23 protein-coding genes are annotated in these 25763 nt (G+C 52.2%); 9 read left to right on the top strand and 14 right to left on the bottom strand.

Annotated features, from left to right (window positions below; translation table 11 throughout):
• Position 1: 1 nt before the first annotated feature.
• Positions 2-226: a DUF1656 domain-containing protein gene (locus tag M2403_RS01670; protein ID WP_259228652.1), complete on the bottom strand. Its 225-nt coding sequence runs from the start codon at positions 224-226 to the stop codon at positions 2-4.
• 194 nt (positions 227-420) lie between these two features.
• Here M2403_RS01670 and slyA point away from each other — a divergent pair, with 194 nt between their 5' ends.
• Positions 421-855: a transcriptional regulator SlyA gene (slyA, locus tag M2403_RS01665; protein WP_152325734.1), complete on the top strand. Its 435-nt coding sequence runs from the start codon at positions 421-423 to the stop codon at positions 853-855.
• 112 nt (positions 856-967) lie between these two features.
• On the opposite strand, the gene M2403_RS01660 is transcribed toward slyA, so the two are convergent.
• Complete coding sequence (locus M2403_RS01660) at positions 968-1438, bottom strand: glycine zipper 2TM domain-containing protein (RefSeq protein WP_152325735.1); 471 nt, start codon at positions 1436-1438, stop codon at positions 968-970.
• Positions 1439-1834: 396 nt separating this feature from the next.
• Here M2403_RS01660 and anmK point away from each other — a divergent pair, with 396 nt between their 5' ends.
• The 5 genes from anmK (at position 1835) to pdxY (ending at position 6517) form a co-directional block, all read left to right on the top strand.
• Positions 1835-2953, top strand: coding sequence for an anhydro-N-acetylmuramic acid kinase (anmK, locus tag M2403_RS01655; protein ID WP_165058651.1), 1119 nt, complete (start codon positions 1835-1837; stop codon positions 2951-2953).
• Between the two features lie 84 nt (positions 2954-3037).
• A complete protein-coding gene (locus tag M2403_RS01650) occupies positions 3038-3349 on the top strand; it encodes an MliC family protein (protein ID WP_152325736.1) in 312 nt (103 codons plus the stop codon).
• 103 nt (positions 3350-3452) lie between these two features.
• The gene (gene pdxH / locus M2403_RS01645; protein WP_259228441.1) at positions 3453-4118 is read left to right on the top strand and encodes a pyridoxamine 5'-phosphate oxidase; all 666 of its coding nucleotides are present in this window, start codon (positions 3453-3455) and stop codon (positions 4116-4118) included.
• A gap of 162 nt (positions 4119-4280) precedes the next feature.
• Entirely contained in the window at positions 4281-5555 is a 1275-nt protein-coding gene (gene tyrS, locus M2403_RS01640; RefSeq protein WP_152325738.1) for a tyrosine--tRNA ligase, read from the top strand.
• 101 nt (positions 5556-5656) lie between these two features.
• Complete coding sequence (pdxY, locus tag M2403_RS01635) at positions 5657-6517, top strand: pyridoxal kinase PdxY (protein WP_152325739.1); 861 nt, start codon at positions 5657-5659, stop codon at positions 6515-6517.
• 102 nt (positions 6518-6619) lie between these two features.
• On the opposite strand, the gene gstA is transcribed toward pdxY, so the two are convergent.
• From gstA to M2403_RS01610, 5 genes are all read right to left on the bottom strand, one after another.
• Positions 6620-7225, bottom strand: coding sequence for a glutathione transferase GstA (gene gstA, locus M2403_RS01630; RefSeq protein ID WP_152325740.1), 606 nt, complete (start codon positions 7223-7225; stop codon positions 6620-6622).
• Positions 7226-7424: 199 nt separating this feature from the next.
• Positions 7425-8291: a 4-hydroxy-tetrahydrodipicolinate synthase gene (gene dapA / locus M2403_RS01625; protein WP_165056918.1), complete on the bottom strand. Its 867-nt coding sequence runs from the start codon at positions 8289-8291 to the stop codon at positions 7425-7427.
• 124 nt (positions 8292-8415) lie between these two features.
• A complete protein-coding gene (locus M2403_RS01620) occupies positions 8416-10089 on the bottom strand; it encodes a bifunctional diguanylate cyclase/phosphodiesterase (protein ID WP_152325742.1) in 1674 nt (557 codons plus the stop codon).
• Positions 10090-10279: 190 nt separating this feature from the next.
• Positions 10280-11413: a diguanylate cyclase gene (locus tag M2403_RS01615; RefSeq protein WP_152325743.1), complete on the bottom strand. Its 1134-nt coding sequence runs from the start codon at positions 11411-11413 to the stop codon at positions 10280-10282.
• 142 nt (positions 11414-11555) lie between these two features.
• Entirely contained in the window at positions 11556-11825 is a 270-nt protein-coding gene (locus tag M2403_RS01610; protein WP_152325744.1) for a hypothetical protein, read from the bottom strand.
• A 305-nt stretch (positions 11826-12130) separates the two neighbouring features.
• On the opposite strand from M2403_RS01610, the gene M2403_RS01605 reads away from it, so the two are divergent.
• Together M2403_RS01605 and M2403_RS01600 are read left to right on the top strand one after the other, a co-directional pair.
• A complete protein-coding gene (locus M2403_RS01605) occupies positions 12131-13162 on the top strand; it encodes an AraC family transcriptional regulator (RefSeq protein ID WP_152325745.1) in 1032 nt (343 codons plus the stop codon).
• Positions 13163-13326: 164 nt separating this feature from the next.
• Complete coding sequence (locus tag M2403_RS01600; RefSeq protein ID WP_259228436.1) at positions 13327-15222, top strand: diguanylate cyclase domain-containing protein; 1896 nt, start codon at positions 13327-13329, stop codon at positions 15220-15222.
• A gap of 97 nt (positions 15223-15319) precedes the next feature.
• Here M2403_RS01600 and dtpA read toward each other — a convergent pair whose 3' ends face one another.
• The 7 genes from dtpA to sapA all read right to left on the bottom strand — a co-directional run bounded on the left by dtpA (position 15320) and on the right by sapA (position 24174).
• Positions 15320-16831 (bottom strand): dipeptide/tripeptide permease DtpA, encoded by a 1512-nt coding sequence (dtpA, locus tag M2403_RS01595; protein WP_152325747.1) that lies wholly within the window; start codon positions 16829-16831, stop codon positions 15320-15322.
• Between the two features lie 583 nt (positions 16832-17414).
• A complete protein-coding gene (locus M2403_RS01590) occupies positions 17415-18617 on the bottom strand; it encodes a peroxidase-related enzyme (protein ID WP_217153636.1) in 1203 nt (400 codons plus the stop codon).
• A 252-nt stretch (positions 18618-18869) separates the two neighbouring features.
• Positions 18870-19679, bottom strand: coding sequence for a putrescine export ABC transporter ATP-binding protein SapF (gene sapF / locus M2403_RS01585; RefSeq protein ID WP_152325749.1), 810 nt, complete (start codon positions 19677-19679; stop codon positions 18870-18872).
• Positions 19679-20671, bottom strand: a complete 993-nt coding sequence (gene sapD, locus M2403_RS01580; RefSeq protein ID WP_152325750.1) for a putrescine export ABC transporter ATP-binding protein SapD — start codon at positions 20669-20671, stop codon at positions 19679-19681. Before sapD ends, sapF begins: the two co-directional genes overlap by 1 nt.
• Positions 20671-21561 (bottom strand): putrescine export ABC transporter permease SapC, encoded by an 891-nt coding sequence (gene sapC, locus M2403_RS01575; RefSeq protein WP_165056933.1) that lies wholly within the window; start codon positions 21559-21561, stop codon positions 20671-20673. The genes sapD and sapC overlap by 1 nt, the downstream gene beginning before the upstream one ends.
• Positions 21548-22513 (bottom strand): putrescine export ABC transporter permease SapB, encoded by a 966-nt coding sequence (sapB, locus tag M2403_RS01570; protein ID WP_152325752.1) that lies wholly within the window; start codon positions 22511-22513, stop codon positions 21548-21550. Before sapB ends, sapC begins: the two co-directional genes overlap by 14 nt.
• On the bottom strand, positions 22510-24174 hold the full coding sequence (sapA, locus tag M2403_RS01565; protein ID WP_152325753.1) for an ABC transporter substrate-binding protein SapA: 1665 nt from the start codon (positions 24172-24174) through the stop codon (positions 22510-22512). The genes sapB and sapA overlap by 4 nt, the downstream gene beginning before the upstream one ends.
• Before the next feature lie 221 nt (positions 24175-24395).
• On the opposite strand from sapA, the gene zigA reads away from it, so the two are divergent.
• Positions 24396-25583 carry a zinc metallochaperone GTPase ZigA gene (zigA, locus tag M2403_RS01560; RefSeq protein ID WP_259228431.1) on the top strand — a complete coding sequence of 396 codons (1188 nt, stop codon included), beginning with the start codon at positions 24396-24398 and terminating at the stop codon, positions 25581-25583.
• Positions 25584-25763 lie beyond the last annotated feature (180 nt).

Here is a 25763-nt window from a genome sequence, read left to right as displayed (position 1 = left end):
TTTAGATGTTCACCATAAGCATCAGTGCGGCACAAATAGAGATAACAAAAAGGGATAAATCCATCAGGGTGGGATGCCACACTTCACCAGAATAAATCCAATCACGCAGAACCCGGTGTATCAGAAGCCAGAAAACCAGCCCCAGTAAAAATGCTTTGAACATTGGGGGGAAATAAAGTGAGGCACCCAGGACCAGATCCGGTAAGGGGAAGCCTGAGTCAAACATTTGCGCATTCACAATATTAATCTCTGCCAGTGATTGTGTTATAAACAAGTTTACCTTTGGAAGCAGGCGACCCGCTTCCGGATGCAATAGTACCTACCATTATATATAGAATTGTAATTTCTCGATTAAAGTTCCTAAAACTAAGCTAAACTCTGGGGAGTTATCTTAGCATGCTAATTATAAGGAGGGGATAATTGGAATCGAATCTGGGGTCAGATCTAGCACGATTAGTTCGTGCCTGGCGTGCGTTGATTGACGATCGGCTAAAACCATTGGAACTCACGCAAACACATTGGGTAACACTGCACAATATCAATATGTTACCTCCTGAACAGTCTCAAATTCAGCTCGCAAAAGCCATTGGGATTGAACAACCTTCTCTGGTCCGCACGCTGGATCAGCTCGAAGAAAAGAAACTGATTACCCGTCAGACTTGTGCCAGCGATCGCCGTGCTAAACGCATCAAGCTGACTGAAGAAGCGGAACCTATCATCAGTGAAATGGAGTCGGTGATTGATTCCACGCGCAAAGAAATTTTGTCAGGTATGTCGTCTGCAGAAATTGAACAACTGGGCGGGATGCTGTCCCGGCTGGAAAAAAATATCGCTTCCCTGCAAAGCAAATCATAAGAATTGAGTTTTTTTACGTCACACAGCGTTGTATTTGCTCTGCCGGAAAAGCAGGGCGCATAAAAAAAACCGAAGCCATTGGCTTCGGTTTTTTGTTTTGCGGGGAAAGCTATCAGGCACCAGGAGAGACAGTAATGGTGCTGCCGCTGCTTGCCATGCTCACACGCTGACCGACGCTGAATTTGGTCGGTCCGGCTTTCTGAACAACCTGGATTGTGCTGCCGTCATCGCGACGGATTTGTAGTTCCACACCATTTGAACGGTTAAGAGAACTTTGAACGCCCTGACCGGCTACACCACCGGCAACAGCACCCGCGGCGGTTGCCAGGCTGCGGCCAGTACCGCCACCGACAGTGTTACCCAGGAAGCCACCGAGCACAGCCCCGCCCAAAGCGCCGACGATGTTCGCATCATCTCCGCCCTGAATCTGTACTGGACGTGCAGAAACGATAGTCCCGTAGGTAACTTGTTGAATTTGCTTAGCCTGAGATGCGGAGTAAACATCGCCAGACAGAGAATTATCGTTGACGCAGCCAGCAAGGGTTGCACCGGCAAGGGCGACGACGAGTAAACGCTTAATCATAAAGAGCTCCTTTTTTTATGCTACTGCACATCTTTCAGAGTAGCGGCAGCAACAGAGAAAAAACAGTACACAGTTCAACATCAGTGTCGAGGGTGTCATAACAGAAATTCACTTCACTATCTCCAGTATACAGGAGAGGGACTCAACTAATAATAAACGCAGGTTTAAGTTTTAGACAGCCATCTGTTAAATCAAAATTTCTGGCTTAATGTTGTTATTGGCGATTATTGCAGCGCACCTATTTTTAAAAATAAAAAACCGTAACAAGAAAAACACGAAGTCATCACACGGCGTAATAAAAAATTCAGTAACTCATGGCGCTGCTCTCTAAATACCGATTACTCTGTGGCTATTACTTTGTCGGACGTTTTTCCTGAGGAGTTGGGGATGTTATCTATGAAGTCAGGTCGCTATATCGGGGTGATGTCCGGCACCAGTCTCGATGGTGTTGATGTTGTGCTGGCCGCCATTGACGAACGCATGGTGGCGCAGCAGGCGAGCTATTCTCATCCCATTCCTCTGGCGCTAAAAAATGCCATTCTGGGGATGTGCCAGGGGCAACAGGTGACGCTTGAACAGGTCGGCGAGCTCGATACTCAGCTGGGAATTTTATTTGGCGAAGCAGTTTTAGGCTTACTGAAAAGTGCCAACATCTCTGCGGACGAAGTCACAGCGATCGGCTGCCACGGGCAGACCGTCTGGCATCAGCCTAAAGGCAAAACCACTTTTTCGATGCAGCTTGGCGACAACAACCGTATTGCGGCCATGACCGGTATTACTACCGTGGGCGATTTCCGCCGCCGCGATATGGCGTGGGGCGGGCAGGGCGCACCGCTGGTTCCGGCGTTTCATCAGGCATTACTGTCTGACGCTGCTGAGCGCAGGATGATCCTGAACATAGGCGGCATTGCGAATCTCTCTATGCTTTTGCCGGGACAACCGGTGCGCGGGTATGACACCGGGCCGGGCAATATGCTGATGGATGCGTGGATCTGGCGTCATAAAGCCCGGCCTTACGATAAAGGTGCGGAATGGGCTGGTCAGGGGCGGGTCAATTTGCGTCTGCTTCAGCAGATGCTCTCGGATCCCTATTTTGCGGAGCCTGCGCCGAAAAGCACCGGGCGTGAATATTTCAATATGGCGTGGCTGGAAAAACAGCTCGCGCGATCACCGGAAATTGCCCCCGCAGATGTTCAGGCCACGCTGGCCGAACTGACGGCAGTAAGCATCGCCGAACAGGTTCAGCTGACCGGCGGCTGCGATCGCCTGATGGTGTGCGGTGGTGGCGCACGTAATCCGTTACTGATGGCGCGGCTTTCAGCGATGTTGCCGGGCACTGAAGTCTGCACTACGGATTCCTGTGGTATAAGCGGTGATGATATGGAAGCGCTGGCGTTTGCGTGGCTGGCATTCAGAACGTTATCCGGCCAGCCGGGTAATTTGCCGTCCGTGACCGGTGCCAGCCGCGAAACTGTGCTTGGCGCGATTTATCCGGTGGTTTCAAGCCGTCCCTGATGCGTTCTCGGTTTTATCTCAATGTGCTGCGCCATCTGGCGTGGTACATAACGGAGGTAAACCAGAACCTACAGGGAGCACTACATGAAAAAGGCGATTATCGCTTCGTTAGCCGGATTAACGCTGGCAGGATGCAGCCAGTTCAGTCATCAGGCTGAAAGCCCGACGGAAGAATTACATTATCAGTGCGGCACGTTGCCACTGACCGTCACGCTGGATAAACCGGCACAGCAGGTAAGCATGGTGCTGGATGGCGAGCAGCTGAAACTCAAACAGGTCGAAGCCGCCTCAGGAACCCGTTACAGCGATGGCCGCTATACCTTCTGGTCAAAAGGCAATCAGGCCTTCGTCCAGCGCGGGGATAACGTCATTATCGACGATTGCGTCCAGAAATAGCCTCGCTTTCCGCTTTCCAAAACCCTGCGTCAGGAACGTTGAGATCCTGACGCGTCGGGTGCACAATGCGTTTTACCTTCCTCAGAGACGCATTTGAATCCATATGGCTGATAACAAAGAATTTGATATTGCGGACTCGCGCCGTGAATACACGCGCGGCGGGCTGCGTCGCGCAGATCTAACTCCCGAACCGCTTCCTTTGTTTGAACACTGGCTGAAGCAGGCCTGCGATGCGCGTCTGGCGGATCCGACGGCGATGGTTGTGGCGACCGTTGACGAACGCGGGCAACCGTTTCAGCGTATCGTTCTGTTAAAGCACTATGACGAAAAAGGGCTGGTGTTCTACACCAATCTGGGCAGCCGCAAAGCGCAGCAGTTAGCGAACAATTCCCGCATCAGCCTGCTGTTCCCGTGGCATATGCTGGACAGACAAGTCATCGTCCTCGGTCAGGCAGAACGCCTCTCGACGCTGGAAGTCATGAAATATTTCACCAGCCGCCCGAAAGACAGCCAGATCGGCGCCTGGGTATCGCAGCAGTCGAACCGTATCTCCGCGCGTGGCGTGCTGGAAAGCAAATTCCTCGAACTCAAACAAAAATTCAGCAACGGCGAAGTCCCGCTTCCCAGCTTCTGGGGCGGTTTTCGCGTGAAAGTGGATTCGATGGAATTCTGGCAGGGCGGCGAACATCGTCTGCACGACCGGTTTATCTATCAGCGCGATGAAGCAGAAACAGAAACTGGCTGGAAAATAGACCGCCTCGCCCCCTAACCATGAAAAAATACGCGATTCCCTAGCGCTCGGACGACGAGCGCTTTATTCTATGTCGTTCCCCGTAAAGGTGAGAGAAAAGGCACATGCTCGGCATGATGTCAGACATGAATCTGCACACATTCAGTACATAATTTTCAGTACATACAAACGGAGTCTTTGATGGCGAGCAGCAACCTGATTAAACAATTGCAAGAGCGGGGCCTCGTTGCCCAGGTAACGGATGAAGAAGCGTTAGCTGAGCAACTGGCGCAAGGGCCAATTGCACTCTATTGCGGTTTCGATCCTACCGCAGACAGCTTGCATTTGGGTCATCTGGTGCCATTGCTGTGCCTGAAACGCTTCCAGCTGAATGGCCACAAGCCTGTGGCGCTGGTCGGCGGTGCGACCGGCCTTATCGGCGATCCGAGCTTTAAAGCCACGGAACGTAAACTGAATACCAATGAAACGGTCAACGAGTGGGTTGAGAAAATCCGCCAGCAGGTTTCTCCGTTCCTGGATTTCAACTGTGGCGAAAACAGCGCCATTACCGCGAATAACTACGACTGGTTTGGCGGCATGAACGTGCTGACTTTCCTGCGTGATATCGGTAAACACTTCTCCGTTAATCAGATGATCAACAAAGAAGCGGTGAAACAGCGACTGAACCGTGATGACAGCGGCATCTCCTTCACCGAATTCTCATATAACCTGTTGCAGGGTTACGATTTCTCCGAGCTGTACAACCGCCATCAGGTGGTCCTGCAGATTGGTGGTTCCGACCAGTGGGGCAACATTACGTCCGGTATTGATTTAACCCGCCGTATGCACCAGAAACAGGTCTTCGGCCTGACCGTTCCGCTTATCACCAAAGCTGACGGTACCAAATTCGGTAAAACCGAAGGCGGCGCAGTCTGGCTGGATCCGAAGAAAACCAGCCCGTACAAATTCTACCAATTCTGGATCAACACAGCAGATGCCGACGTTTACCGCTTCCTGAAATTCTTCACCTTCATGAGCATCGAAGACATCAATGCCCTGGAAGAAGAAGATAAAAACAGCGGTAAAGCCCCGCGTGCACAATACGTTCTGGCCGAAGAAGTGACCAGCATGGTTCATGGCGCAGAAGGTCTGGCTGCCGCGAAACGTATCACGCAAAGCCTGTTCTCCGGTTCCCTGAGCGAAATGACCGAAGTCGATTTCGGCCAGCTGGCGCAGGACGGCCTGGAGCTGTTTGAAGTCCCGCGTGATACCGACCTGCAACAGGCGCTGGTGATCGCCGGTATGGCGCCGTCTAAAGGTCAGGCGCGTACGATGATTTCGTCAAACGCCGTGTCCGTTAACGGTGAAAAACAGACTGACACCGAGTACAGTTTCACTGACAGTGACCGCCTGTTTGGCCGCTACACCTTGCTGCGTCGCGGTAAAAAGAACTACACCCTGCTGCTCTGGGCATAAGTTTTACGACCGGCACGACGGGGAGCGAAATGCTCCCCGTTTTGACCTGTGATCTCAGCTATTCCGCCATCCACCGATGACGCTGCTATCGGAAATTCCTCATGAAAAGCATTCTTTCTATCCAGTCTCATACTGTTTTTGGGCACGCCGGCAACAGCGCGGCTGAATTCCCTATGCGTCGTATGGGCGCAAACGTTTGGCCGCTGAATACGGTTCAGTTTTCCAACCACACCCAGTACGGACACTGGACAGGCTGCGTGATGCCCGCCAGCCATCTGACCGAAATTGCGCAAGGAATTGCGGAAATCGATCGCCTGAAAGACTGTGACGCCGTGCTGAGCGGTTATATCGGCTCGCCAGAGCAGGGGCAAAGCATTCTGGAGATCGTCCGGAAGGTGAAAGCGGCGAATCCCAATGCCTGGTATTTTTGCGATCCGGTTATGGGGCATCCAGAGAAAGGCTGTATCGTGGCGCCGGGCGTGGCGGAATTTCACTGCAATCAGGCGCTGGTGAACTGCGATATCGTTGCGCCAAACCTGCTGGAGCTTGAACTGCTGAGCGGCCATGCGGTGGCAAGCGTTGAAGAAGCCGTTACCACGGCGCGTGAGCTTATCGCGAAAGGCCCGAAAATCGTGCTGGTGAAACATCTGAGCCGGGCGGGATATCACAGCGATCGTTTTGAAATGTTGCTGGTGACGGCGGATGAAGCCTGGCATATCGACCGCCCGCTGGTCGATTTCGGCGTGCGTCAGCCGGTTGGCGTGGGCGACCTGACCAGCGGATTATTGCTGGTGAATCTGCTCAAGGGCGAGGCGCTGGATAAAGCGCTGGAGCATGTGACCGCCGCCGTTTATGAAGTGATGCTGACCACTCATTCGATGGGCGAGTACGAGCTGCAAATCGTCGCTGCGCAGGACAAAATGGTTAAACCGGAGCATCATTTCCCGGCGGTAAAACTGTAACCGGCGTAAGGATCGGATCCGCGTAAAACGCGACATCACGGTTCAATAAAAATGCCCCGGACTGATTATTCAGCCGGGGCATTTTTTTAACTCAGGGAATGCTTATTTCAGGCCTTCAGCCTTCATGGCTGCGTCAACAGCCGGACGTGCAGCAACACGCTCCAGATAGGCGTTCAGCTCGCTCAGCGCCGTGAAATCAAACTTCAGCGCTTTCGCCCAGCCCATCACGGTGAACAGATACGCATCGGCTACGCTGAAACGTGTACCCAGCAGGAATGCGTGACCTTTCAGGGATTCATTCACGTACGCAAATTTCTTGCTCAGCGCTTCGCGGGTCAGTGCCTTGAATTCGTCAGGCGTTTTCGGGTTGAACAGCGGCGAGAAACCTTTGTGGAGTTCGGTCGCAATGTAGTTCAGCCATTCCAGCGCATGATAGCGGGCCAGCGTACCTTGTTCCGGCATCAGCTGGCGGTCGGGTTTCTGGTCAGCCAGATACTGAACGATGGCAACGCCCTCGGTCAGAATGCTGCCGTCACTGAGCAGCAGGGTTGGGATTTGCCCTTTCGGGTTCACTGTCAGGAAGTCATCACCGGTTTCTGTTTTCTTGGTCGCCAGATCGACTTTCTCAATACTGAAATCCAGACCTGCTTCACGCAGGACGATATGTGGAGAAAGGGAACAGGCACCGGGTTTGTAATACAGTTTCATAAACACTCCATTGGATGAGCTACCAGCCTGCGCCCGCGAAACATTTCGGCTTCGGGAAACAGCTGCACGGCGATATAAGGTCTGCTTCTATCCTAGAACCGGCGGGAGCAAAAGTCAGTGATTTAATTGTGACGGGGCGTTCAATTGTTCACTTTATACCGCACCGGATGACGGATGTTTTGCCCACCATCCGGTGAAATCAGCGGGAGCGCTGGTTCAGGAAATCACGTACCGCTGTTTCTACATTTTCCGGTGCAGTCAGCATTGGCGAACGCAGCTCATTGTCCATCAGCCCGTCGAGTGAAAGAGCGTATTTAATCGCCGCCGGGTTCGGCGCGGAGAACATCAGGCGGATCATCGGCAGAAGGCCAAAGAATGTTTTTCGGGCGGCAACAATGTTCCCCTCTCTGAACTGCTTAATCAGCGCCACAAACTCTTCCGGGAAGATATGTGATGACGCCGCAATCGCGCCTGCTCCGCCGAGACTCAGGGTCGAGAAAATCTGCACATCTTCGCCACACAGAACGTCCAACTCGCCGTCTGCAATCAGTGAAAGCGTCAGGTCGATGCTGCCGCCGCAATCTTTCACCGCAGTAATCTGCGGGTGTTTAGCCAGCTGGCGCAGTGTGTCCAGTTCCATGTGTACACCGGTACGATAAGGGATGTTGTACACCACAACCGGCACCGTCGAGTGGTCGGCAATTTCGGTAAACCAGGTGACCAGCGCGGCCTGAGAGGGGCGAATATAGTAAGGCGCGGGGATAAGCAGACCGGCAACAGGACGCTCTGAAATAGCGTCCTGCATGGCGCGGATCACCGGCATATGCGTGCCGGAAAGTCCCATGATCACCTGCTGGCCGGGAACGACTTCCAGTACGGCGTCCAGCACCTGAAGCTGTTCTTCTTTGGTGAGCATTGGCGCTTCACCGGTAGTACCACAGACGACGACGCCGTCCACACCCCGTTTGAGGAGCCGGGTGCACAATGATTTGAGTGCAGTAAAGTCGATCTCACCCTGATGGAACGGCGTGACCAGCGGGACCCAGATACCTGAAAACGATGACATGTTGTAATTCCTTAAACGGCGTGTTTTATCAGCCTCGGATCATGTCAGTAAAACAGGGACGAGCGCCAATTGAATGAATTAATAAGGTGTTTTGAGTTATCTATGGTGCTTATGTTTGCGGGTTTTATGTACCAGCTAACATATCCATTTCGTTACTCAACAAACTATTTAACACTTCGACGGTCACGGGACGCGAAAAAAGATAGCCCTGGAGATGCGAGCAACCTGCTGAAACCAGGAAGGATTTTTGCAGCTGATTTTCCACACCTTCCGCAATCACGTTGAGATGCATTTTATTGCCGAGCTGAGAAACCGCCGTCACGATGGCGGCCGTATCATTCACTTCTGTGACGTACTGCACAAATGAACGGTCGATTTTCACGCTGTCCACGGAGATATCTTTCAGCAAACTCAGGCTGGAATAGCCTGTGCCAAAATCGTCCAGAGAGATTTTAACCCCCAGTTTACGCAGTTTCGCCAGCTGACTGAGGCTGTTCGCATTGGCGTTCATGACTGACGTTTCGGTCAGTTCCAGCTCAAGCCGCGAAGGCGGGAAATCCTCTTCTTCCAGCACGGCCAGAAAACGCGGCCCGAAATCCGGCTCTCCGAGCTGTACGGCAGAAACGTTAATTGCCAGATTGAGCTGCTCAAAGTTTTTGATATCCCGGCAAGCCTGTCGCAGGACGATTTCACCCAGCTGAATCACCAGCCCGGTTTCTTCCGCAAGCGCAATAAACTGCACCGGTGAAACCTGCCCGAGCACGCCGTGGTTCCAGCGGGCGAGGGCTTCGACGCACACCACTTTTTCGTCGCGGCTGCGCAAAATCGGCTGATAGACGCAGGACAAATCCCCGTCTTTTGCCAGCGATTCAGCCAGCGCTTTCACCATAATGCGTTTACTCACGCTGCTGGCATCGAGCAGTTCAGAATAGAACGAGAACATATTTTTGCCGCGCTGCTTGGCTTCCAGCAAGGCGGTATTGCCCCGGCGCATAATTTCACCAGCGGTAATATTCTCGGCACCAAACATCACAATGCCGAAAGAAATGGTGATCATCGGATTGGCGCGCGTCAGCGTAAACGGCTGGCGCATCATCACCAGGATTTCGAGGGCCAGATTATTGGCCATTTCGCTGGTCGGGCTGTTACGCAAAATAATGGAAAACTCGTCGCCACCAATCCGGGAAACCGTACCGTTATTACCGACTTCGTTACGCAGACGCTGGCCAAATTCACATAAAATTGCGTCTCCGGCCTGATAGCCGTAGGTATCGTTGATGTAATTAAAGTCGTTAAGATTTAACAGGAAAAGGGCGCAAGGCTCGGGGCGGTACATTCGCTGTGCGGCAATCTGGCTCAGTTCTTCACTCAGGGCGGTCCGGTTCGGCAAACCGGTTAACACATCGTGGCGGGCAAGATAACGGATCTGCGCTTCTGAACTGCGCAACAGGGAAATGTCCATAATGGACGTCAGAATAAAATGGCGGGTCTCCAGCGTAACGCGGGACTTACGCACCAGAACACTACGACGCTTACCGGAAGGATCCACCAGCGTTTCTTCGTTTACCGTCTTTTCGCCGGTGACCAGCACTTCAATATCCCGCTCACGCTGACGGGCTGCCTGCTCAGGATCGGTAAAAAACGAGACGTCCTGGCCGATCAGTTCTTCACGTGTGCGGCCATAGAACTCACTGGCTTTTTGATTCAAAAATACCAGTTTGCGTTCGTCGTCTTTAAGTACCGTCGCTTCGGGAAGAGCATCAAGAACTGCCTGGCATATCGCAATATCAGTAAGCATGAGTTAAATACCCCGAGCAGGAAATGAGTGTGTTCTGGCAACATTTTTTAGCCAGTAACCTCATCAGGTTGTTTTTGCAATTATTACTCACATTTTGATGAGATTATTACCGTTGTTATTAAATTTGAAAATTCAATTGGTTATCACGCCCTAAGTAAGGTATTCGATATAATGTTCGGGTGAATAACGATCAACTCAGTTCAATCCGGTTCTTACCCGCAGATTTAGCCCGATACAAAGCATGATCTGCCTGAATCAATAAGTGAGAAATCGTGTCCTGATTAAGATCGCTGAACGCAATACCGACGCTGACCGTCATTGGAATATTATGCTGTGAACTTTGCGCCAGCCGGAAACGAATCGTTTCTGCCATTTTTATTGCCTGTTCTTTAGGCTGACTTGTCAGGCAGGCAAATTCTTCACCGCCGATGCGGGCAAATACATCTTTCTTTTCCAGCAGGGAATTAACGATGCTGCAAAAGAAAATAAGCGCGGAATCACCGCCTGCATGACCGTACTGGTCATTCAGTTTTTTAAAATTATCCAAATCAAATAACATCAATTGCAGCGGTAAGGTGCAGTTTTTACGCTTTCTGATCAATTCGTTACCAAATTCCAGAAACGCGCGACGGTTTCCAACTCCAGTGAGCGGATCCCGCAGCGAAGCCAGTTTGTAGCTCAGCTGTCCGCGTTCATACACCATGGCAAGAATGATAAAAGTCAGGCAGATGGCGTAAAGAATCGCTTCGAAAATGAGTATAGCGAAGAACCCGCTGCTGTGACGTCCGGCCATTTCGGCGTAAGGTAAGCCGTCATCAAACACCGGCCGCATCAGATAGAATCCCGCATGAAACAGGCTAAGCGGCAGTGCAGGCCAGAACGTAACGTTCAGCTGTCTGCGGACATGCCACAGCTCCACGGTGGTCATCAGCGTATACGCGGCGGTCAGTATGGATGTCAGCAAAATCCGCTGAGAAAGGCTGTGATAGAAATCCGGAGAAAGGCAGAAAAATGCCCAAATCAGTGGCCCGGCAAGTACGCCAGGCAGGATAATACGGCGGCCCGTAAATACCCTGACAGCTGACCACATAATGCCATAACAAAGCAATATCAGCAGGTTACTGAACAGAACCGGAATAATATCGTTCACATCTGAGCGCATACTACTGAGCTGTGTTCCCGCCGTAGCGAAAGCCAGCATGAGCGCCATCAGTCCGAGCGTCGGATCCCTGCGGCCGCCGATCCACGCAAAAAGCATGACGCCGGTCAGCAGAATGAGAATATAAAGTTCGAAAATAAATAACGTGTAAACGTCGAGATGCATAAATTGTATGAGTTGTTATTTGCGGGTATGCCAAATGTTATTTTGGCCGATTATCATGCCGGAACAGAAACACTTTCGTGAAAATTAGGAATTTCTTTATGAAAGGAATAAAGGAAGAACAGCTAAAACCGACGAAACAGGTTCAGAGCTGCTTTTTTGTGCCAAATTTGGCGTCCCACTCGCGCCGGTAGCTACGGGATTGTTTTCTGCCTTTCAGCCATAAATAGGTACATACCACGCAAACACCCGCTGAGAAGACGATATTACGCATGTCCTGATCGTAGAAAATGACCAGTACACAATCGAGTGCCGCCACGATAGCGAACCATTTATGCATGTGCACCTGCCGGCGGGTTTCCGCATTCAGGCGTTTGAGCTGACGTCCTTCATCCAGGACTTTTCGTTTATCCATCGCAATTTCCTGGTGGGAGTAAGTGAAAAGCGTTGTCGTGCATCTTAAAAGAATAGCAAATCACAAAAATGAAAAGCTTCAAGGCGATATTAACTGATTCGAAAATAATTATCGCGGAGTAAACATTGGAGCAATCGAACGAATAACCACGCTTATTGACTGATTTCACAGTCTTTTGCCTGGACCTGTCGGACGCAGAAAATAGACGTTTTTGGTGAAAAAGTATTACCAATTGCTGCTGAGCATTGATTTCTCAGTATGACGTAGATTATCGTTTCGGAATAATCTTAATTTTCGGTGAGATAATGAGCGATTCATCATCACGAAAGATCGTTGACGGTGCCAACATTTATCAGGACTTCGAAACCCGTTTTTACGAATGGGAAGACGGGATGTCCAGCGCCGGCTTTAAACTGGAACTGCCGGATCGTCACCGCGAAGAGTTTGACTGGGGCGTCACCGGCTACAATTTCGGCCGCGTCATCGGCGGCGTACTGACGGTCAGCGAGCACGACATCAACCGGCAGTATGGAAACTTGTTTTCGATGCCGGATCACATCGTAATCTTTATCGTGATTGCCGGCGGGATGTCGTGCCAGTGTTTTGGTGAACGTTTCGAATTAATTCAGGGCGATATCCTGATTCAGGATATGTCGCAGCCCATCAAGATCCACGTTTATCCTGGTGAAAGTAAGCCGCGTCTGGGCTCGTATCAGTACATTATTATGCCCAAGCACAGCCTGCACTTTAATGTTGATATAGCCTCGCTGCATGGCAAGCGTATTCCTGCGGCCTCGCCGGTAAACATCATTTTGCGTAACCACTTTGCGACGATGGTACAGGTTTTTGATCAGATGACGGAGCAGGAAGTGCTCAGCACCGGAGAGGGCGCTGCCTCGGTGTTTTTACAAACGCTGCATCTGGTGGCGGGTAAAAAAGTCGAGCATCCGTTTGAGCAAAGCGCACGGCTGGAGAGGATCTGCCTCTACATTGAGAAGCATCTTAACAAGCCCATCAGCATCGACGTCTTATGTAAAAACTTCGCCATTTCACGATCCGGGTTGTACCGGTTATTTGAGCCGCTTGGCGGTATTGCGCAATTTATCCGCAGCCGTCGCCTTCTGCTGGCAAAACGTTTATTACGCACATCTTCGATGTCGGACCAAAGCCTGGCGGCCATTGCACGCCATTGCGGTCTTGAACTGAGCGCGCTGCGCCGGTACTTCCATGAGTTTTACGGCACCACGCCATCAGAGATGCGGGAGAAATATCGCCGCGACTCAGAACAATCCGGACAGGCTGATGCCACGCATGTGAACTGGGTCAGTTCACTTTAATGGTTGATTTGTCGAACCTTGTACAAAATTTGTTAAAATTATACGCATTTCGTGATCTGTCACTATTCTGAATTTTGCCCGTGAAGGGCGGAATCTGGGCCGTTATTCCGGTTAAACACAGTAGACTTGGTGGAATATTCACCAGTAATCATTGAGAGTGCATTATGTTAGTCCCTCAACAGGCAGTTGATGAACAAGCTCGTCTTGCCATACTGGCTTCTCTGGGCATAGTAGATTCCCCCAGAATTGAGGAAATCGACCGCATCACACGGATGGCAGCCCGCCAGTTTCAGGCGAAGGCGGTCGTTGTTTCACTGATCGATGCTGACCGGCAATGGTTTTTGTCACACACCGGCGTTGATATCAATGAGTCTCCCCGCGATACCTCGTTTTGTGGCCACACTATTCTCCAGCAATGTCCGCTGATTGTCCGGGATGCGCGGCTGGATTTACGCTTTCACGATAACCCGCTGGTGGTCGGTGATCCCCACATTGTCTTTTACGCAGGCTGTGCGCTGTACTCAAAAGAGGGCGTGGCGCTCGGTGCGTTGTGCCTGATTGACGACCGCACGCGGGAGTGGAGCGAAGAAGATCAGCAGACGCTGACGGACATGACCGCGCTGGTACAAAGCTACATCTTTCACCTGGAAAACCGCCAGTACACGGCGCGGGTGGAAGACAACCTCGCCAAAAGCGAAGCCTTATTTGAGCAGACGTTTGCCCACGCGGCGGTCGGTTTCTCTCTTGTCGGGCTGGACTGGCGCTGGTTACGCATTAACCCTCAGGTTTGCAATATGCTCGGTTACGCCGAATACCAGCTGCGTACCTGCTTACTTCACGATGTTACCCATCCGGACGATCTCTACGCTGAAAACATCCTCTTACCGCGCCTGCTGTCGGGGGAAATCAACAGTTTCAGCGTTGAAAAACTGCTCCAGCGCGCTGACGGCGGCACGCTTTGGGTTACGCTGACGGCATCTCTGGTACGTAATATCGCCGGTGATGCCCACCACTATATCGTCGTCATCAGTGATATCACTGAACGTAAGCATATCGAGCAGGCGCTTTATTCCTTACAGGAAGATCTGGAACGTCGGGTGGCAGCGCGCACGCACGAGCTTCAGATGGCGATGGACCAGCTCCATCAGGAAATAGCGCAGCGTCTGACTCGTGAACGCGAGCTGACTGAAAGTAAAAACCGCCTCAGGGCCATAACCGATAACATTCCGGCCTTGATTTGCCACGTGGATGCCAATGAACAATATACGTTTGTGAACCATTTCCACGCGAACTGGTACGGCGTGGAAGAAAATAAAGTCAACGGGCAGCAGGTCAGGGATGTGGTGGGGTACGAGAGTTACGAAAAAATTCAGCCGTATATCCGGCAAGTTTTGCAGGGCATGACGGTCAGCTACGAAATTGAATTGCCAGATAATTCACGTCACGGCAAGGGCGGCGTTTTGCACACCACGCTAATCCCATGTGACGATGTGCGTAATGGCTACTACGGCCTTTCCACTGATATCAGCGAAATCAAAGAACTTCAGGCACAGCTTGAGTTTGAGGCCAATCATGATTCACTGACCGGATTACCTAACCGGCGCGCGTTCCAGCAGTCACTGATTTTTGCCGCAAAACAACAAGAAAAAGCAGATAAGGACATCGCATTACTCTTTTTAGATATTGATAATTTTAAAGCTTACAACGACACCTACGGGCACGAATTTGGCGATCTGATCCTGAAGTTTTTCGGCCATACCTTACGCGATAATCTGCGTTCACAGGACATAGTGGCGCGACTGGCTGGCGATGAGTTTACGGTTTTACTCGGGCATCTGGTGAACACCGAAAATGATGTCAGCCGGATTTGTATCAGCCTGATGAGCGCCTTACACTCCATCGAACGGGTGGCCGGTGTGCCTGTGGCGTTGTCGGCGAGTATCGGTGTGGCGGTCGGGCGGGCGCGCCAGCCTCTGTTACCGGATACGCTAATGGCAAGAGCCGATGCGGCAATGTACCGTGCGAAGCAGGGCGGGAAGGGGCGTTATTACTTAGGATAAAGAGTATTTAGGATAAAAAGTATTTAGGGCAGGGAATTGAGCACAAAAAAACGCTTCCCGAAGGAAGCGTTTATCAACACGGTAGAACGTTCTGCAATTACTGAGCAGAAGCCAGTTCCGGTTGTTTTTCATCAGTTTCACGGTCAAGCGTCATACGGTGCAGTTTAGATGCGGTAACCAGCATCAGTACGGCAATTACGGCAGTCGCGATACCAATTTGCAGGAACACGTGGCTGTAGATTGCCAGCGAAGCGTGTGCATCATCGATATCCGCAGGAACCGCGGTCAGGTTCGCCACATAGCCCGCGATAATCGCAGCCGCGGCGGTCGTCAGGAACCATGCGCCCATGATGAAGCCCATCAGACGTTGTGGAACCAGTTGTGCCACCATCGCCAGACCCAGACCCGAAATCATCAGCTCACCGATACTCTGCAACGCATAGCTCAGTACCAGCCAGTTAACCGACACAATCCCATGTTCGTTGGCGAGGCTTGCACCCCACGGGAGCACCAGGAAGGCACCTGAACACAGCACCATACCGATCGCAAATTTATGCGGCATTGGCATACGGTCGCCTACTTTGGTGTAAACAGCTGCCAGAATCGGGCTGGCAACCATGATCCAGAACGGGTTCAGCGCCTGGAACTGCTCAGGCTGGAAGCTGATACCCAGCAGATCGTGACCGACGTTATGAATAGCGAAGAAGTTCAGAGAGGTTGGCATCTGGCTGTACAGCACGAAGAACACCACCGCTTCCATCATCAGCAGGAACGCCACAATCATCTTACGGCGTGCGATGCCTTGCATGGCGAAGGTTTCTTTCGCAAACACAATGATGATACCGACAGAAACCACACCCAGAACCATACGTGCGATGGTTTGGTTATGCAGCAACCAGCTGGAAACAAACACCAGCGCCACGACGCCAACCAGCACCATCAGCAATTTTTGGAACTGAAGCGGCGCGAAGTCTGGTTTTGAGCCCTGACGTTTCACCCATTTGCGGCAGAACAGGAAGTTCACGATAGTGATCAGCATACCGACGACGCTCAGGGAGAACGCGACGCTCCAGCCATACTTCGCGGCCAGCCAAGGTGTGGCGAGCATAGAGAAGAATGAACCGATGTTGACCGACATGTAATACATGGTGAATGCGCCATCAAGACGCGGGTCATCTTTTTCGTAGCAGGTAGAAAGCAATGAGGATGGATTTGCTTTAAACAGGCCGCTGCCGACGGCGATAGTCGCCATACCCAGATAAACCCAGAATATTTCGTGGCCGGAATACGCAACGAAGGAATAACCCAGCGCCAGCACGATCGCACCCAGCACGATCACGCGTTTCGATCCCAGCACTTTATCGCCCAGCCAGCCGCCGATAGCCACGAAGCCATACACAAGCGCACTGAATGAGGAGAAGAGGGTAATGGAGTCAGCTTCACTCAGGCCAAGCATTTTGACCAGGTAAACCGCCATGATCCCTTGCAGGCCGTAGTAACCGAAACGTTCCCACAATTCTATGGAGAAGATCAGATAAAACGCTTTTGGCTGTTTGAACGCGTTCAGACTCACGCTTTCATTATTTGGTGTTTTGTTTGCAGTTGACACTCGTACCTCTGTTTATTCCTTTCGCCCGTGAATGGCGAAAACGCATAAGTGGCGCGAAATAAGCACCCTTTGCATTGTTATAAGATGGGATGACGGCAGGTAATGTTCACTATCTTCGTAAATGTGGCAAGGAGTTTGAAATGTATCGTTACATTTAACTTATCCGTCCTGATTAAACTATGTTCGAAATGTTATGCAGAATTAACGTTTATGTTTTCTAAATAGACAATGTGAAAATGTTGTATGAATAATAATCCGGAAGTGTGATTTGTATTTGTTTTACCGGAAAACTGATAAGCGGATTCATTGGCTGGAAAATAGTGAATATGCAGTGAATATCTCTGACTTGTAGCGGTTGTTGCGGGGTTTTATGAATCAAAGCGTGGTGGGTGAAGCTGTGACCAGAGCAGTAAATAACCTGATGTGATCTGCCTCTCGTTTTAACACTAAATTTCCGATTGAAAATAAGATTAGTACGACTTATGGCGGTTAGAAGGCGGAGGTATTTACATTTGATGGATTCGGCAGGCAAATATCCTGCCGAAAAGGAGGGGTAAAGCATGAATGAAAAACATGCCCTACATTACCTGTTGAGCGTATCGCCCAACGTCTGAATCAGACGATTCGACCAGCTGAACAGCGCTGCGGTCAACAGGATATCCAGAGATTGTACTGCACTGTAGCCTGCGTCAGACAAACCGTGCAGACGGCGTGCGTCAAAACGTTCCGGTGTACGGGTTAACGTAATCACGGCTTCGAGCAACGCCGCTTCTTTGGCATCTGCCCGTTTTTGCGAGACAAAATCAACGGCGTCATCACGATGGCTTTCTTTAAACAATTCCTCGATCAGCGTTTCACTTCCGCCCGCTTCCAGATAGAGACGGCCGTGGATCCCCGCGCAGTACAGACAACCGTTTAACTGCGAGGTGGTCACCGCTGACAACTCGCGCCACGCGGCTTTCGGGCGTTCGCCAGCCTGCATAATATTATTGAATACGGCCGAGAATTCGCTCAGCGCATCGGCGTCGTGTACCAGCAGCGTATAGAAAGAAGAAGAACGGGCATCCGGTGCGATCAAATCCAGCACATCCTGCTGGTGACGGCTGGCGGTTTCCGGCACCACTTCCGGCAAACGCGACGACCATTGCAGCATCGCCAGTGAGAACCCTTTTTGCTCGCAACCTTCCGGCGACGGGAATCCTGGTAATACAGCCGCCGCGCGGCCACGCAGACCGTTCAGAACGGCCAGCACGCGCGCCTGATAGCTGACAAAACCAATGAGCTGCGTGAACGTGACAATATCGCGTGTGCTCAGCCCGACGTCGTAAAGCTGACTGAGCATCGGTGCAGTAATTAACGTGGGTTGCGTGGCAAGTAAGCGGGCGAACTGGGTAATGTGGGTCTGGCGGATGTTACTTTCACGTGAGGCGTCGGGGCTGGAAAGGGGGGCGAGGCGGGCAGCGTAATGGCTACAAAGACATTGGACGCCGCTCACCTGCGCGACAGTCAGCGCGCTGCTGAGGCGGTCATATAACGACAACGTTTCGGTGCGCGAAACGCTCAGGCTGTCCGGAAAGAGCACCTCGTAACAGGCGCGGGAAGCGCGCAGCAAACCCTGGCGGTCGTTAATCAGCGGGCGAAGCGTCGGGTCGAGCTGGTTTTCCAGTCCGAGTAAAAAGCGATCCTGAATCAACGCGGCATGAGGATCGAGTGGCAGGTGACCATACTGGCTGGATTGTGTTTCGTGATACCAGCCGCTGTGCGCGGCCTTGCGTTGTTGTTCCATGATCGGGTCCTTTGCTTCAAGCCTGTCACTCAGGCGAATTTACAGACCCTATCCTTGCCGATACCGCTGTCGAGATAAAATAATGTTAAGCGATAAATCATAGCGAAATGGAATAGAAGACCGTGAATATTCCAGATGAAAGGATTTCGGCAGACGTTTTATCGACATTTTGTGAAATTGGAATCATAAAAAAACCGGCTCAGGAAGCTGATGCCGGTTTTAGTGGCAGAAAGGCGTAAGAGATCGTCTGTGTCAGTTCCCGTCGCGACGCCAGGCATCGGCAGTTAATGCCTCGCCAAAATGGCTGGAGATGAGCCGTTTGGTGAGATCATGAAGCGGTGCGGCGAGCACTTCCGCCGTGTTTCCCCGCTCAACCACTTCGCCTTCGTGCATCACCAGCACCTGATCGCTGATGTGTTTCATCATGCCCAAATGTTGCGTCACGTAAATGTAGGAAATACCCTGCTTTTCCTGCAATTCGAGCATCATGTTGATGATTTGCGAGCGCATAGACATATCTAGCGACGCCAGCGCTTCATCGGCAACAATCACTTTCGGTTGCAGGATTAAAGCACGCGCCAGTGCGACACGCTGCTTTTGCCCGGAGGCCAGCATATGCGGGTAATAAAACGCGTGGTCCGGCAACATACCCACCAGCCGTAAAGTCTGGTTGATACGCTGTTCGCGCTGCTGGGCATCCATCTCGCTGTTAAGGCGCAGCGGTGCTTCAAGCAACTGTCCGATGCGCTGACGCGGGTTCAGCGACGTACTCGGATCCTGAAAAATCATGCGAATTTGCTGGCTGCGGAACCGGTAATCACGAAATTCCAGCGGATGTTCATCAATCAGGATTTCACCGCCGCTCGGTTCAACCATGCCCGACAGCATCTTCGCCAGCGTGGATTTCCCCGAACCGTTCTCACCAATAATCGCCAGCGTCTGTTTTTCACGCAACGTAAAGCTGACAGGCTTCACGGCATCGAGATCCATCTTGCGGAACAGGCCGGTGCGATAACGGAACGTTTTGCTCAGGTTGCGGACTTCAAGCAAGGTCTCGCCCATTATTGCTCCTCCATATTCAGCGGAAAGTGGCAGGCAAATGCGTGCGTTTTTGCCAGACGAAGGCGCGGCGTTTCAATGCATTTTTTCTGCGCATAAGGGCAGCGTGGCCCCAGACGACAGCCAATCGGCAAATGCTCCAGCGAAGGAATGGCCCCCGGCAGCGTATTCAGACGGCTTTTATGCGGCAGCGAACGGCCAAAGTCCGGCATCGCGCGGATCAGCGCCTGCGTGTAAGGATGATGCGGCGCAGCCAGCAAGTCTTCGCACACCGCACTTTCGACGGTTTGTCCGCAATACAGCACGTTTATGCGGTTGGCCCATTTGCTCATCATTTGCAGGTCGTGGCTGATGAGCAAAATGGTCGTGTTATTGTTCTGATTAAGCCGCGCCAGCAGGCGGAAAATCTGCGCCTGTGTGGTCGGCTCCATGGCGTTGGTCGGTTCATCCGCAATCAGCAAACGCGGCTGATTGGCCAGCGCGATGGCAATCATTACTTTCTGACATTCGCCTTCGGTCAGCTCATACGGATAGCTGGCCATAATGTCTTTATGATCTTTAATCCCGACGCGGTGCAGCAGCTCAATGGCGCGTTTTTTCCGCCATTTCCAGCGCTGATACCAGCGGCCTTTATACGTCCAGCCGGGAATGGCCTGAATCAGCTGGCGGCCAATGTTTTCGGAGGGATCCAGACAGGACTGCGGTTCCTGAAAAATCATCGACACGTTCTGCCCGACCAGCTTGCGTCGTTCGCGCGGGGACAGCGTCAGCAGATCAATATCATCAAAACGCATCCGGTCAGCGGTGACGCGCCAGTTGTCTTTGGTGACGCCGCAGATGGCTTTGGCAATCAGGCTTTTGCCTGAACCGGATTCGCCCACCAGCCCGCGAACTTCGCCGGCATTAAGCGTAATGCTCACGCGATCGACGGCTTTTACCGGGCCTTCGGCGGTCATAAATTCGATTGTTAGGTTACGGATATCAAGTAACGGCATTATTCCACCCCTGCATTAATCGCCCGGCGCACACCATCACCCAGCAGGTTGATCAGCAGCACGCTGATAAGGATTGCTGCACCCGGCAGCATCACTGTCCAGGGCGCGACATAAACCAGCTCCAGCGAATCGCCGAGCATCGCTCCCCATTCTGGTGAGGGAAGCTGCGCCCCTAAATCCAGAAAACCTAATGCGGCAATATCCAGAATGGCCATCGACAGCGCGCGGGTAAATTCCGTTGCCAGTACGGCCACAATGTTTGGCAGCACCGCGTAACGCAGGATTTGCCAGGTCGATGCACCGTCCAGACGCACGGCCACCACGTACTCTTTTTCCAGTTCGTCATGCACGGCGCTGTAAATCGTACGGGAAATACGCGGCAAAAGCGCCAGCCAGACTGCCAGCATAGCGTGTTCAAGTTTCGGGCCGATAAAGGCCACGACCACAATCGCCAGAAGCAGGGAAGGGATGGACAGCAGCGTATCGAGAATATGGTTGAGGATCGCTGATTTCAGACCGCGCGTGATGCCCGCCAGCACGCCGATAATCACGCCGCACAGTGACGCCGCGAGGGTAATCACCAGCGCACCGCCGATGGTCGGTGCCGCGCCGGTTAACATCCGGCTGAGTAAATCGCGGCCTAAATCGTCGGTACCGAGGAAGAATGAAACGTTCCCGTAGCGCGACCACGACGGCGGCAGCAACTGGTAACCGAGGAATTGCTGATCAAGTGCATACGGCGCCAGCAGATGCCCGAAAACACACAGGAACAGCAGCCCAAGCACACCGTAGAAGCCGATCATCGACAGCGTATCGCGATAGAAAATTCCCCACGTATGACGCAGCGGGCTGGGAACCTGTTTTTCACGGTATACATTATCGAAGGGCATACCATTCCTTATGTTTCAATGGGTTCATCAGGGCACCGAGAATGTCTGAAAGCACGTTGACGACGATCACCAGTGAGCCTACCACCATCACACCGGCGGAAATCGCGGCATAATCTTGCTGGCGGATCGCGTTTATCAGCCAGCGGCCAATGCCCGGCCAGTTAAAGACCACTTCCGTAATCATCGCCAGCGTCAGCATGGTGGAAAATTGCAGACCCAGTTTTGGGATAATCGGCGGCAGCGCATTGTGTAAAACATGACGACGGATAATGGTAAAGCGCGACAGCCCGCGGGTTGCAGCGGCTTTCACGTAGTTTTTCGCCAGGACGTCATCAGTCGAAATCCGCATCAGGCGGATCACTTCAGTGGTCGGCGCAACGGCCAGCGCGGCAATCGGCAAAATCATATGGCGGATGGCGCTGATGATCATCTCGTGGCGATACGGCGAATGTGAAAGCCAGGCATCGACCAGCGTAAGGCCGGTCACGGTTTTCAACTGATACAGCAAATCAAGACGACCAGAAACCGGTAGCCAGCCGAGCTGTAAAGAGAAGAACAACATCAGCAGAACGGCCAGCCAGAAAACAGGGATCGAGAAACCGAGTAGCGCCAGGCTGCTGATCGCCACATCCGGCCATTTCCCGCGCATTACGCCCGCCAGAATACCCAGAGGGATCCCGACGAACAGCGCCAGCGCAAAGGCCAGAACGCACAGTTCCATGGTGGCCGGGAAGACCGCTTTCAGCTGATAAGTAATGCTTTCGCCGTTGATGCTCGAGACGCCAAAATCAAACTGGCACAGCCCCATGAAATAAAAGCGATAGGCATCCCACAAAGACGCACCGCGCAGCGGTGCATTCGGCGTGAAATAGCTCAGGCTGAACGCTACCAGACTGAGGAAAAAAAGCGTGACCAGCAGCAACAAAATGCGGCGTAACGTGAAGATAATCATGGTGCTTTCCTTCCTTCGTCATCACGGAAGACGCCTGCGAATGAAGAGTTGCCGAACGGACTCAGTACCAGCCCTTTGATGTCGTAACGGTAAGCCTGAAGACGCAGCGAGGAAGCCAGCGGCAGCACGGGTAATTCCTGCTCGAGGATTTTCTGAGCTTGCTGATAAAACTCAATGCGCTGCGAAAGCTGCTGCGACAACAGGCCCTGACGCAGCAATTCATCAAACGCCGGATCACACCAGTGAGCATAGTTGGTCTGCGAATGAATCGCTGCACAACTGAGCATCGGGCGGAAGAAACTGTCCGGGTCATTACTGTCCGTCGACCAGCCGGTCAGCGTCAGGTCATGGTTCATCTCCATCAGCTTGGCTTCCTGGAAACGGCCTTCAACCGGCACAATCGTCACTTTAATCCCAACCTGTGCTAAATCCGCCTGAATAAGTTCAGCGGTTTTCAGCGGGCTCGGGTTAAACGACTGCGACGCCGTCGGTACCCACAGATGCAGATTCAGTTTTTCCTGTCCGAGATCTTTGAGGATTTGTCTGGCTTTAGCCGGATTGTATTCCGTTACCTGCGCATTGCTGTCATACGCCCACGAGGCGCGCGGCAAGATTGACGCCGCTGTTTCTGCCGTGCCGTAATAAATTGACTGCATCAGACGCTGGTTATTAATAGAAAGCGCAACGGCCCGACGGATACGTGGATCGTTGAGCGGCGCTTTATTGGTATTAAACGCCAGATAGGCGACGTTCATTCCCGGACGCAGGGAAAGGCGCAGACGCGGATCTTCACGCAAAATCGACAGCTGGCTGGCCGCCGGATACGCCAGAACATCACACTCACCAGTGAGCAATTTAGACAAACGTCCGGTACCGCCGACGCCCATGTCGATCACCACCTGCGCCATGCGCGGCGTGCCTTTCCAGTATTGTCCGTTGCGTTCAAGACGCACGTACTGGCCGGTGCGGTATTCGCCCAACTGGAACGGGCCGGTGCCGACAGGCTGACGGTCTATTTCTTCTTCATTGCCTGATTTCGTCAGACTGGCCGCATATTCAGCGGAAAGTACCGGTGCGTAATGGGTCGCCAGATGCCAGAGGAAAGAGGCATCGGGATTGTTCAGGCGAAACTCGACTGTGTAGTCATCGAGCTTTTTGATGCTTTTCACCGTTTTGGCAAACTGCAAACTGTCGAAATACGGATACTCTTCGCCGTTAACGCCGTGGAAATGATTATTCGGATCAATGATGCGCTGGAAGCTGAACACCACGTCATCGGCGTTCATTTTACGTGAAGGTACAAATCCGCTGGTTTTCTGAAAAGGTACATCTTTGCGCAGATGGAAACGGTAGGTTGCGCCGTCGTCGAGCACTTCCCAGCTTTGCGCCAGTTCAGGGATCAGGCGATAGGTATACGGGTCAACGTCCAGCAGACGGTCGTAAAGCTGTGCAGCGAGCGTATCAATAATCAGCCCGCTGCTGGCTTTTTGCGGATTGAAGGTATTGACCATGCCGTTGACGCAATAGACAAAGCCGCTCTGGCGAATATCTTTGACTGGCGCGCTGGCCACCGTCGGGCTGGCATGTGTTGGAGCAGTCTCAGCAAAAACTGCTGTGGACAAACTGCTCAGTAAAAGCATCCACAAAGTTAGACGACGCATAAAGGCTTCAAAGTTAAGGTGCAATGTCTCAAGTGTACCGTACTCTGCGAGGTACCCCAATCCATTGCACAAAACAGGGTGAAATCCTGCGGCACTTCGCGCAGATTTTATCCGTTCTTCCAGAAAACCCTTGAAATCGCGCTGACATTGTTATGTTATATTATAACAATAATCGCAGGCGAAGTATTTTGCCTGCGCGGTCTTCTGATTCGAGGTTAACTATGTCTTTACTGCCCGTCACCGTGCTTTCCGGCTTTCTGGGCGCGGGGAAAACTACCGTGCTGAACCACATTCTCAACAACCGTGAGGGCATGCGCGTAGCGGTGATCGTCAATGATATGAGCGAAGTAAATATTGATGCGGCACTGGTCGCTAACGAAATTACGCTCGACCGCCAGCAGGAAAAACTGGTGGAAATGAGCAACGGCTGCATCTGCTGCACGTTGCGGGAAGATTTACTGATCTCCGTGCGCGAACTGGCGCAGGCGGGGCGGTTTGATTATCTGCTGATTGAATCGAGCGGGATCTCAGAGCCGCTGCCGGTGGCGGAAACCTTTACGTTTGAAGATGAAAACGGCGAAAGCCTTTCACAATTTGCTCGGCTGGATACGCTGGTCACCGTCGTGGATGGCGTCAATTTTATGCAGCAATATCAGGAAGCCCGCAGCGTTCACGAGACGGGTGAAAGTCTGGGCGAGGACGACGCGCGCAGCGTGACTGATCTCCTGATTGACCAGATTGAATTTTGTAACGTCTTACTGGTAAGCAAAACGGATCTGCTCGACAGCCAGCAGCAGCGTGAAGTGATTGCGTTACTGAAAAGCCTGAACCCGGAAGCGCAAATCATCCCTATATCACCGGGCAGTTTGCCGCTGGAAAATGTGCTCAATACCGGTCTTTTTGATTTTGCCAAAGCGCAGCAGGCTCCGGGCTGGCTGAAGGAACTGCGTGGTGAACATACGCCGGAAACCGAGGAATACGGCATCAGCAGTTTTGTGTACACCGCGCGCCGGCCGTTTGATCCGGATAAATTTTATCGCGTGGTACACGGCGACTGGGGCGGCGGGACCCTGCTGCGGTCGAAAGGTTTTTTCTGGCTGGCGACGCGTCCGCGTTTCGCCGGGCAGTGGAGCCAGGCGGGCGGGATCGCGCGTTATGGCATGGCGGGGATTTTCTGGCGTGCATTGCCCGAAAATGACTGGCCGCAGGATGAAGAAACCCGCCAGCAAATCATGGAAAAGTGGGTTGAGCCGTTTGGCGATATGCGTCAGGAGCTGGTATTCATCGGCCAGCATCTGGATAAAGAAGAGATTATTCACCGGCTGGATGCATGTCTGCTGAGCGAGCAACAAATGGCCGAAGGGATCGACAGCTGGATCGCGATGGCCGATCCTTTCCCGAAATGGTAGTCCGTAATGACGATAAGGTTGTTCAAAAAGTAGCCGTAAAAACAGTGTGGTAATGAGAAATATTCTCAACAAAACACTTTACAGACGATACTGAGAACCATTATCATTCTTTTCACCGGACGAGAGGTGTCCCGCCAGGGGCGTTAATCGCGAGGTACGACATTGCTCACATTGCTTCCA

Origin of the sequence: Rahnella sp. BIGb0603 (assembly GCF_024808755.1) — a bacterium.
Classification (GTDB): Bacteria; Pseudomonadota; Gammaproteobacteria; order Enterobacterales; family Enterobacteriaceae; genus Rahnella; species Rahnella contaminans.
The sequence above is the reverse complement of the archived record's forward strand: the minus strand, read 5'-3'. Positions and strand labels throughout refer to the sequence as shown.

What these genes read in the sequence shown, in the direction of transcription:
- M2403_RS01670 (WP_259228652.1), bottom strand. Translation starts at nt 226, where the DNA reads ATGTTTGACTCAGGCTTCCCCTTACCGGATCTGGTCCTGGGTGCCTCA.
- M2403_RS01660 (WP_152325735.1), bottom strand. Translation starts at nt 1,438, where the DNA reads ATGATTAAGCGTTTACTCGTCGTCGCCCTTGCCGGTGCAACCCTTGCT.
- anmK (WP_165058651.1), top strand. Translation starts at nt 1,835, where the DNA reads ATGAAGTCAGGTCGCTATATCGGGGTGATGTCCGGCACCAGTCTCGAT.
- M2403_RS01650 (WP_152325736.1), top strand. Translation starts at nt 3,038, where the DNA reads ATGAAAAAGGCGATTATCGCTTCGTTAGCCGGATTAACGCTGGCAGGA.
- pdxH (WP_259228441.1), top strand. Translation starts at nt 3,453, where the DNA reads ATGGCTGATAACAAAGAATTTGATATTGCGGACTCGCGCCGTGAATAC.
- tyrS (WP_152325738.1), top strand. Translation starts at nt 4,281, where the DNA reads ATGGCGAGCAGCAACCTGATTAAACAATTGCAAGAGCGGGGCCTCGTT.
- pdxY (WP_152325739.1), top strand. Translation starts at nt 5,657, where the DNA reads ATGAAAAGCATTCTTTCTATCCAGTCTCATACTGTTTTTGGGCACGCC.
- gstA (WP_152325740.1), bottom strand. Translation starts at nt 7,225, where the DNA reads ATGAAACTGTATTACAAACCCGGTGCCTGTTCCCTTTCTCCACATATC.
- dapA (WP_165056918.1), bottom strand. Translation starts at nt 8,291, where the DNA reads ATGTCATCGTTTTCAGGTATCTGGGTCCCGCTGGTCACGCCGTTCCAT.
- M2403_RS01620 (WP_152325742.1), bottom strand. Translation starts at nt 10,089, where the DNA reads ATGCTTACTGATATTGCGATATGCCAGGCAGTTCTTGATGCTCTTCCC.
- M2403_RS01615 (WP_152325743.1), bottom strand. Translation starts at nt 11,413, where the DNA reads ATGCATCTCGACGTTTACACGTTATTTATTTTCGAACTTTATATTCTC.
- M2403_RS01610 (WP_152325744.1), bottom strand. Translation starts at nt 11,825, where the DNA reads ATGGATAAACGAAAAGTCCTGGATGAAGGACGTCAGCTCAAACGCCTG.
- M2403_RS01605 (WP_152325745.1), top strand. Translation starts at nt 12,131, where the DNA reads ATGAGCGATTCATCATCACGAAAGATCGTTGACGGTGCCAACATTTAT.
- M2403_RS01600 (WP_259228436.1), top strand. Translation starts at nt 13,327, where the DNA reads ATGTTAGTCCCTCAACAGGCAGTTGATGAACAAGCTCGTCTTGCCATA.
- M2403_RS01590 (WP_217153636.1), bottom strand. Translation starts at nt 18,617, where the DNA reads ATGGAACAACAACGCAAGGCCGCGCACAGCGGCTGGTATCACGAAACA.
- sapF (WP_152325749.1), bottom strand. Translation starts at nt 19,679, where the DNA reads ATGGGCGAGACCTTGCTTGAAGTCCGCAACCTGAGCAAAACGTTCCGT.
- sapD (WP_152325750.1), bottom strand. Translation starts at nt 20,671, where the DNA reads ATGCCGTTACTTGATATCCGTAACCTAACAATCGAATTTATGACCGCC.
- sapC (WP_165056933.1), bottom strand. Translation starts at nt 21,561, where the DNA reads ATGCCCTTCGATAATGTATACCGTGAAAAACAGGTTCCCAGCCCGCTG.
- sapB (WP_152325752.1), bottom strand. Translation starts at nt 22,513, where the DNA reads ATGATTATCTTCACGTTACGCCGCATTTTGTTGCTGCTGGTCACGCTT.
- sapA (WP_152325753.1), bottom strand. Translation starts at nt 24,174, where the DNA reads ATGCGTCGTCTAACTTTGTGGATGCTTTTACTGAGCAGTTTGTCCACA.
- zigA (WP_259228431.1), top strand. Translation starts at nt 24,396, where the DNA reads ATGTCTTTACTGCCCGTCACCGTGCTTTCCGGCTTTCTGGGCGCGGGG.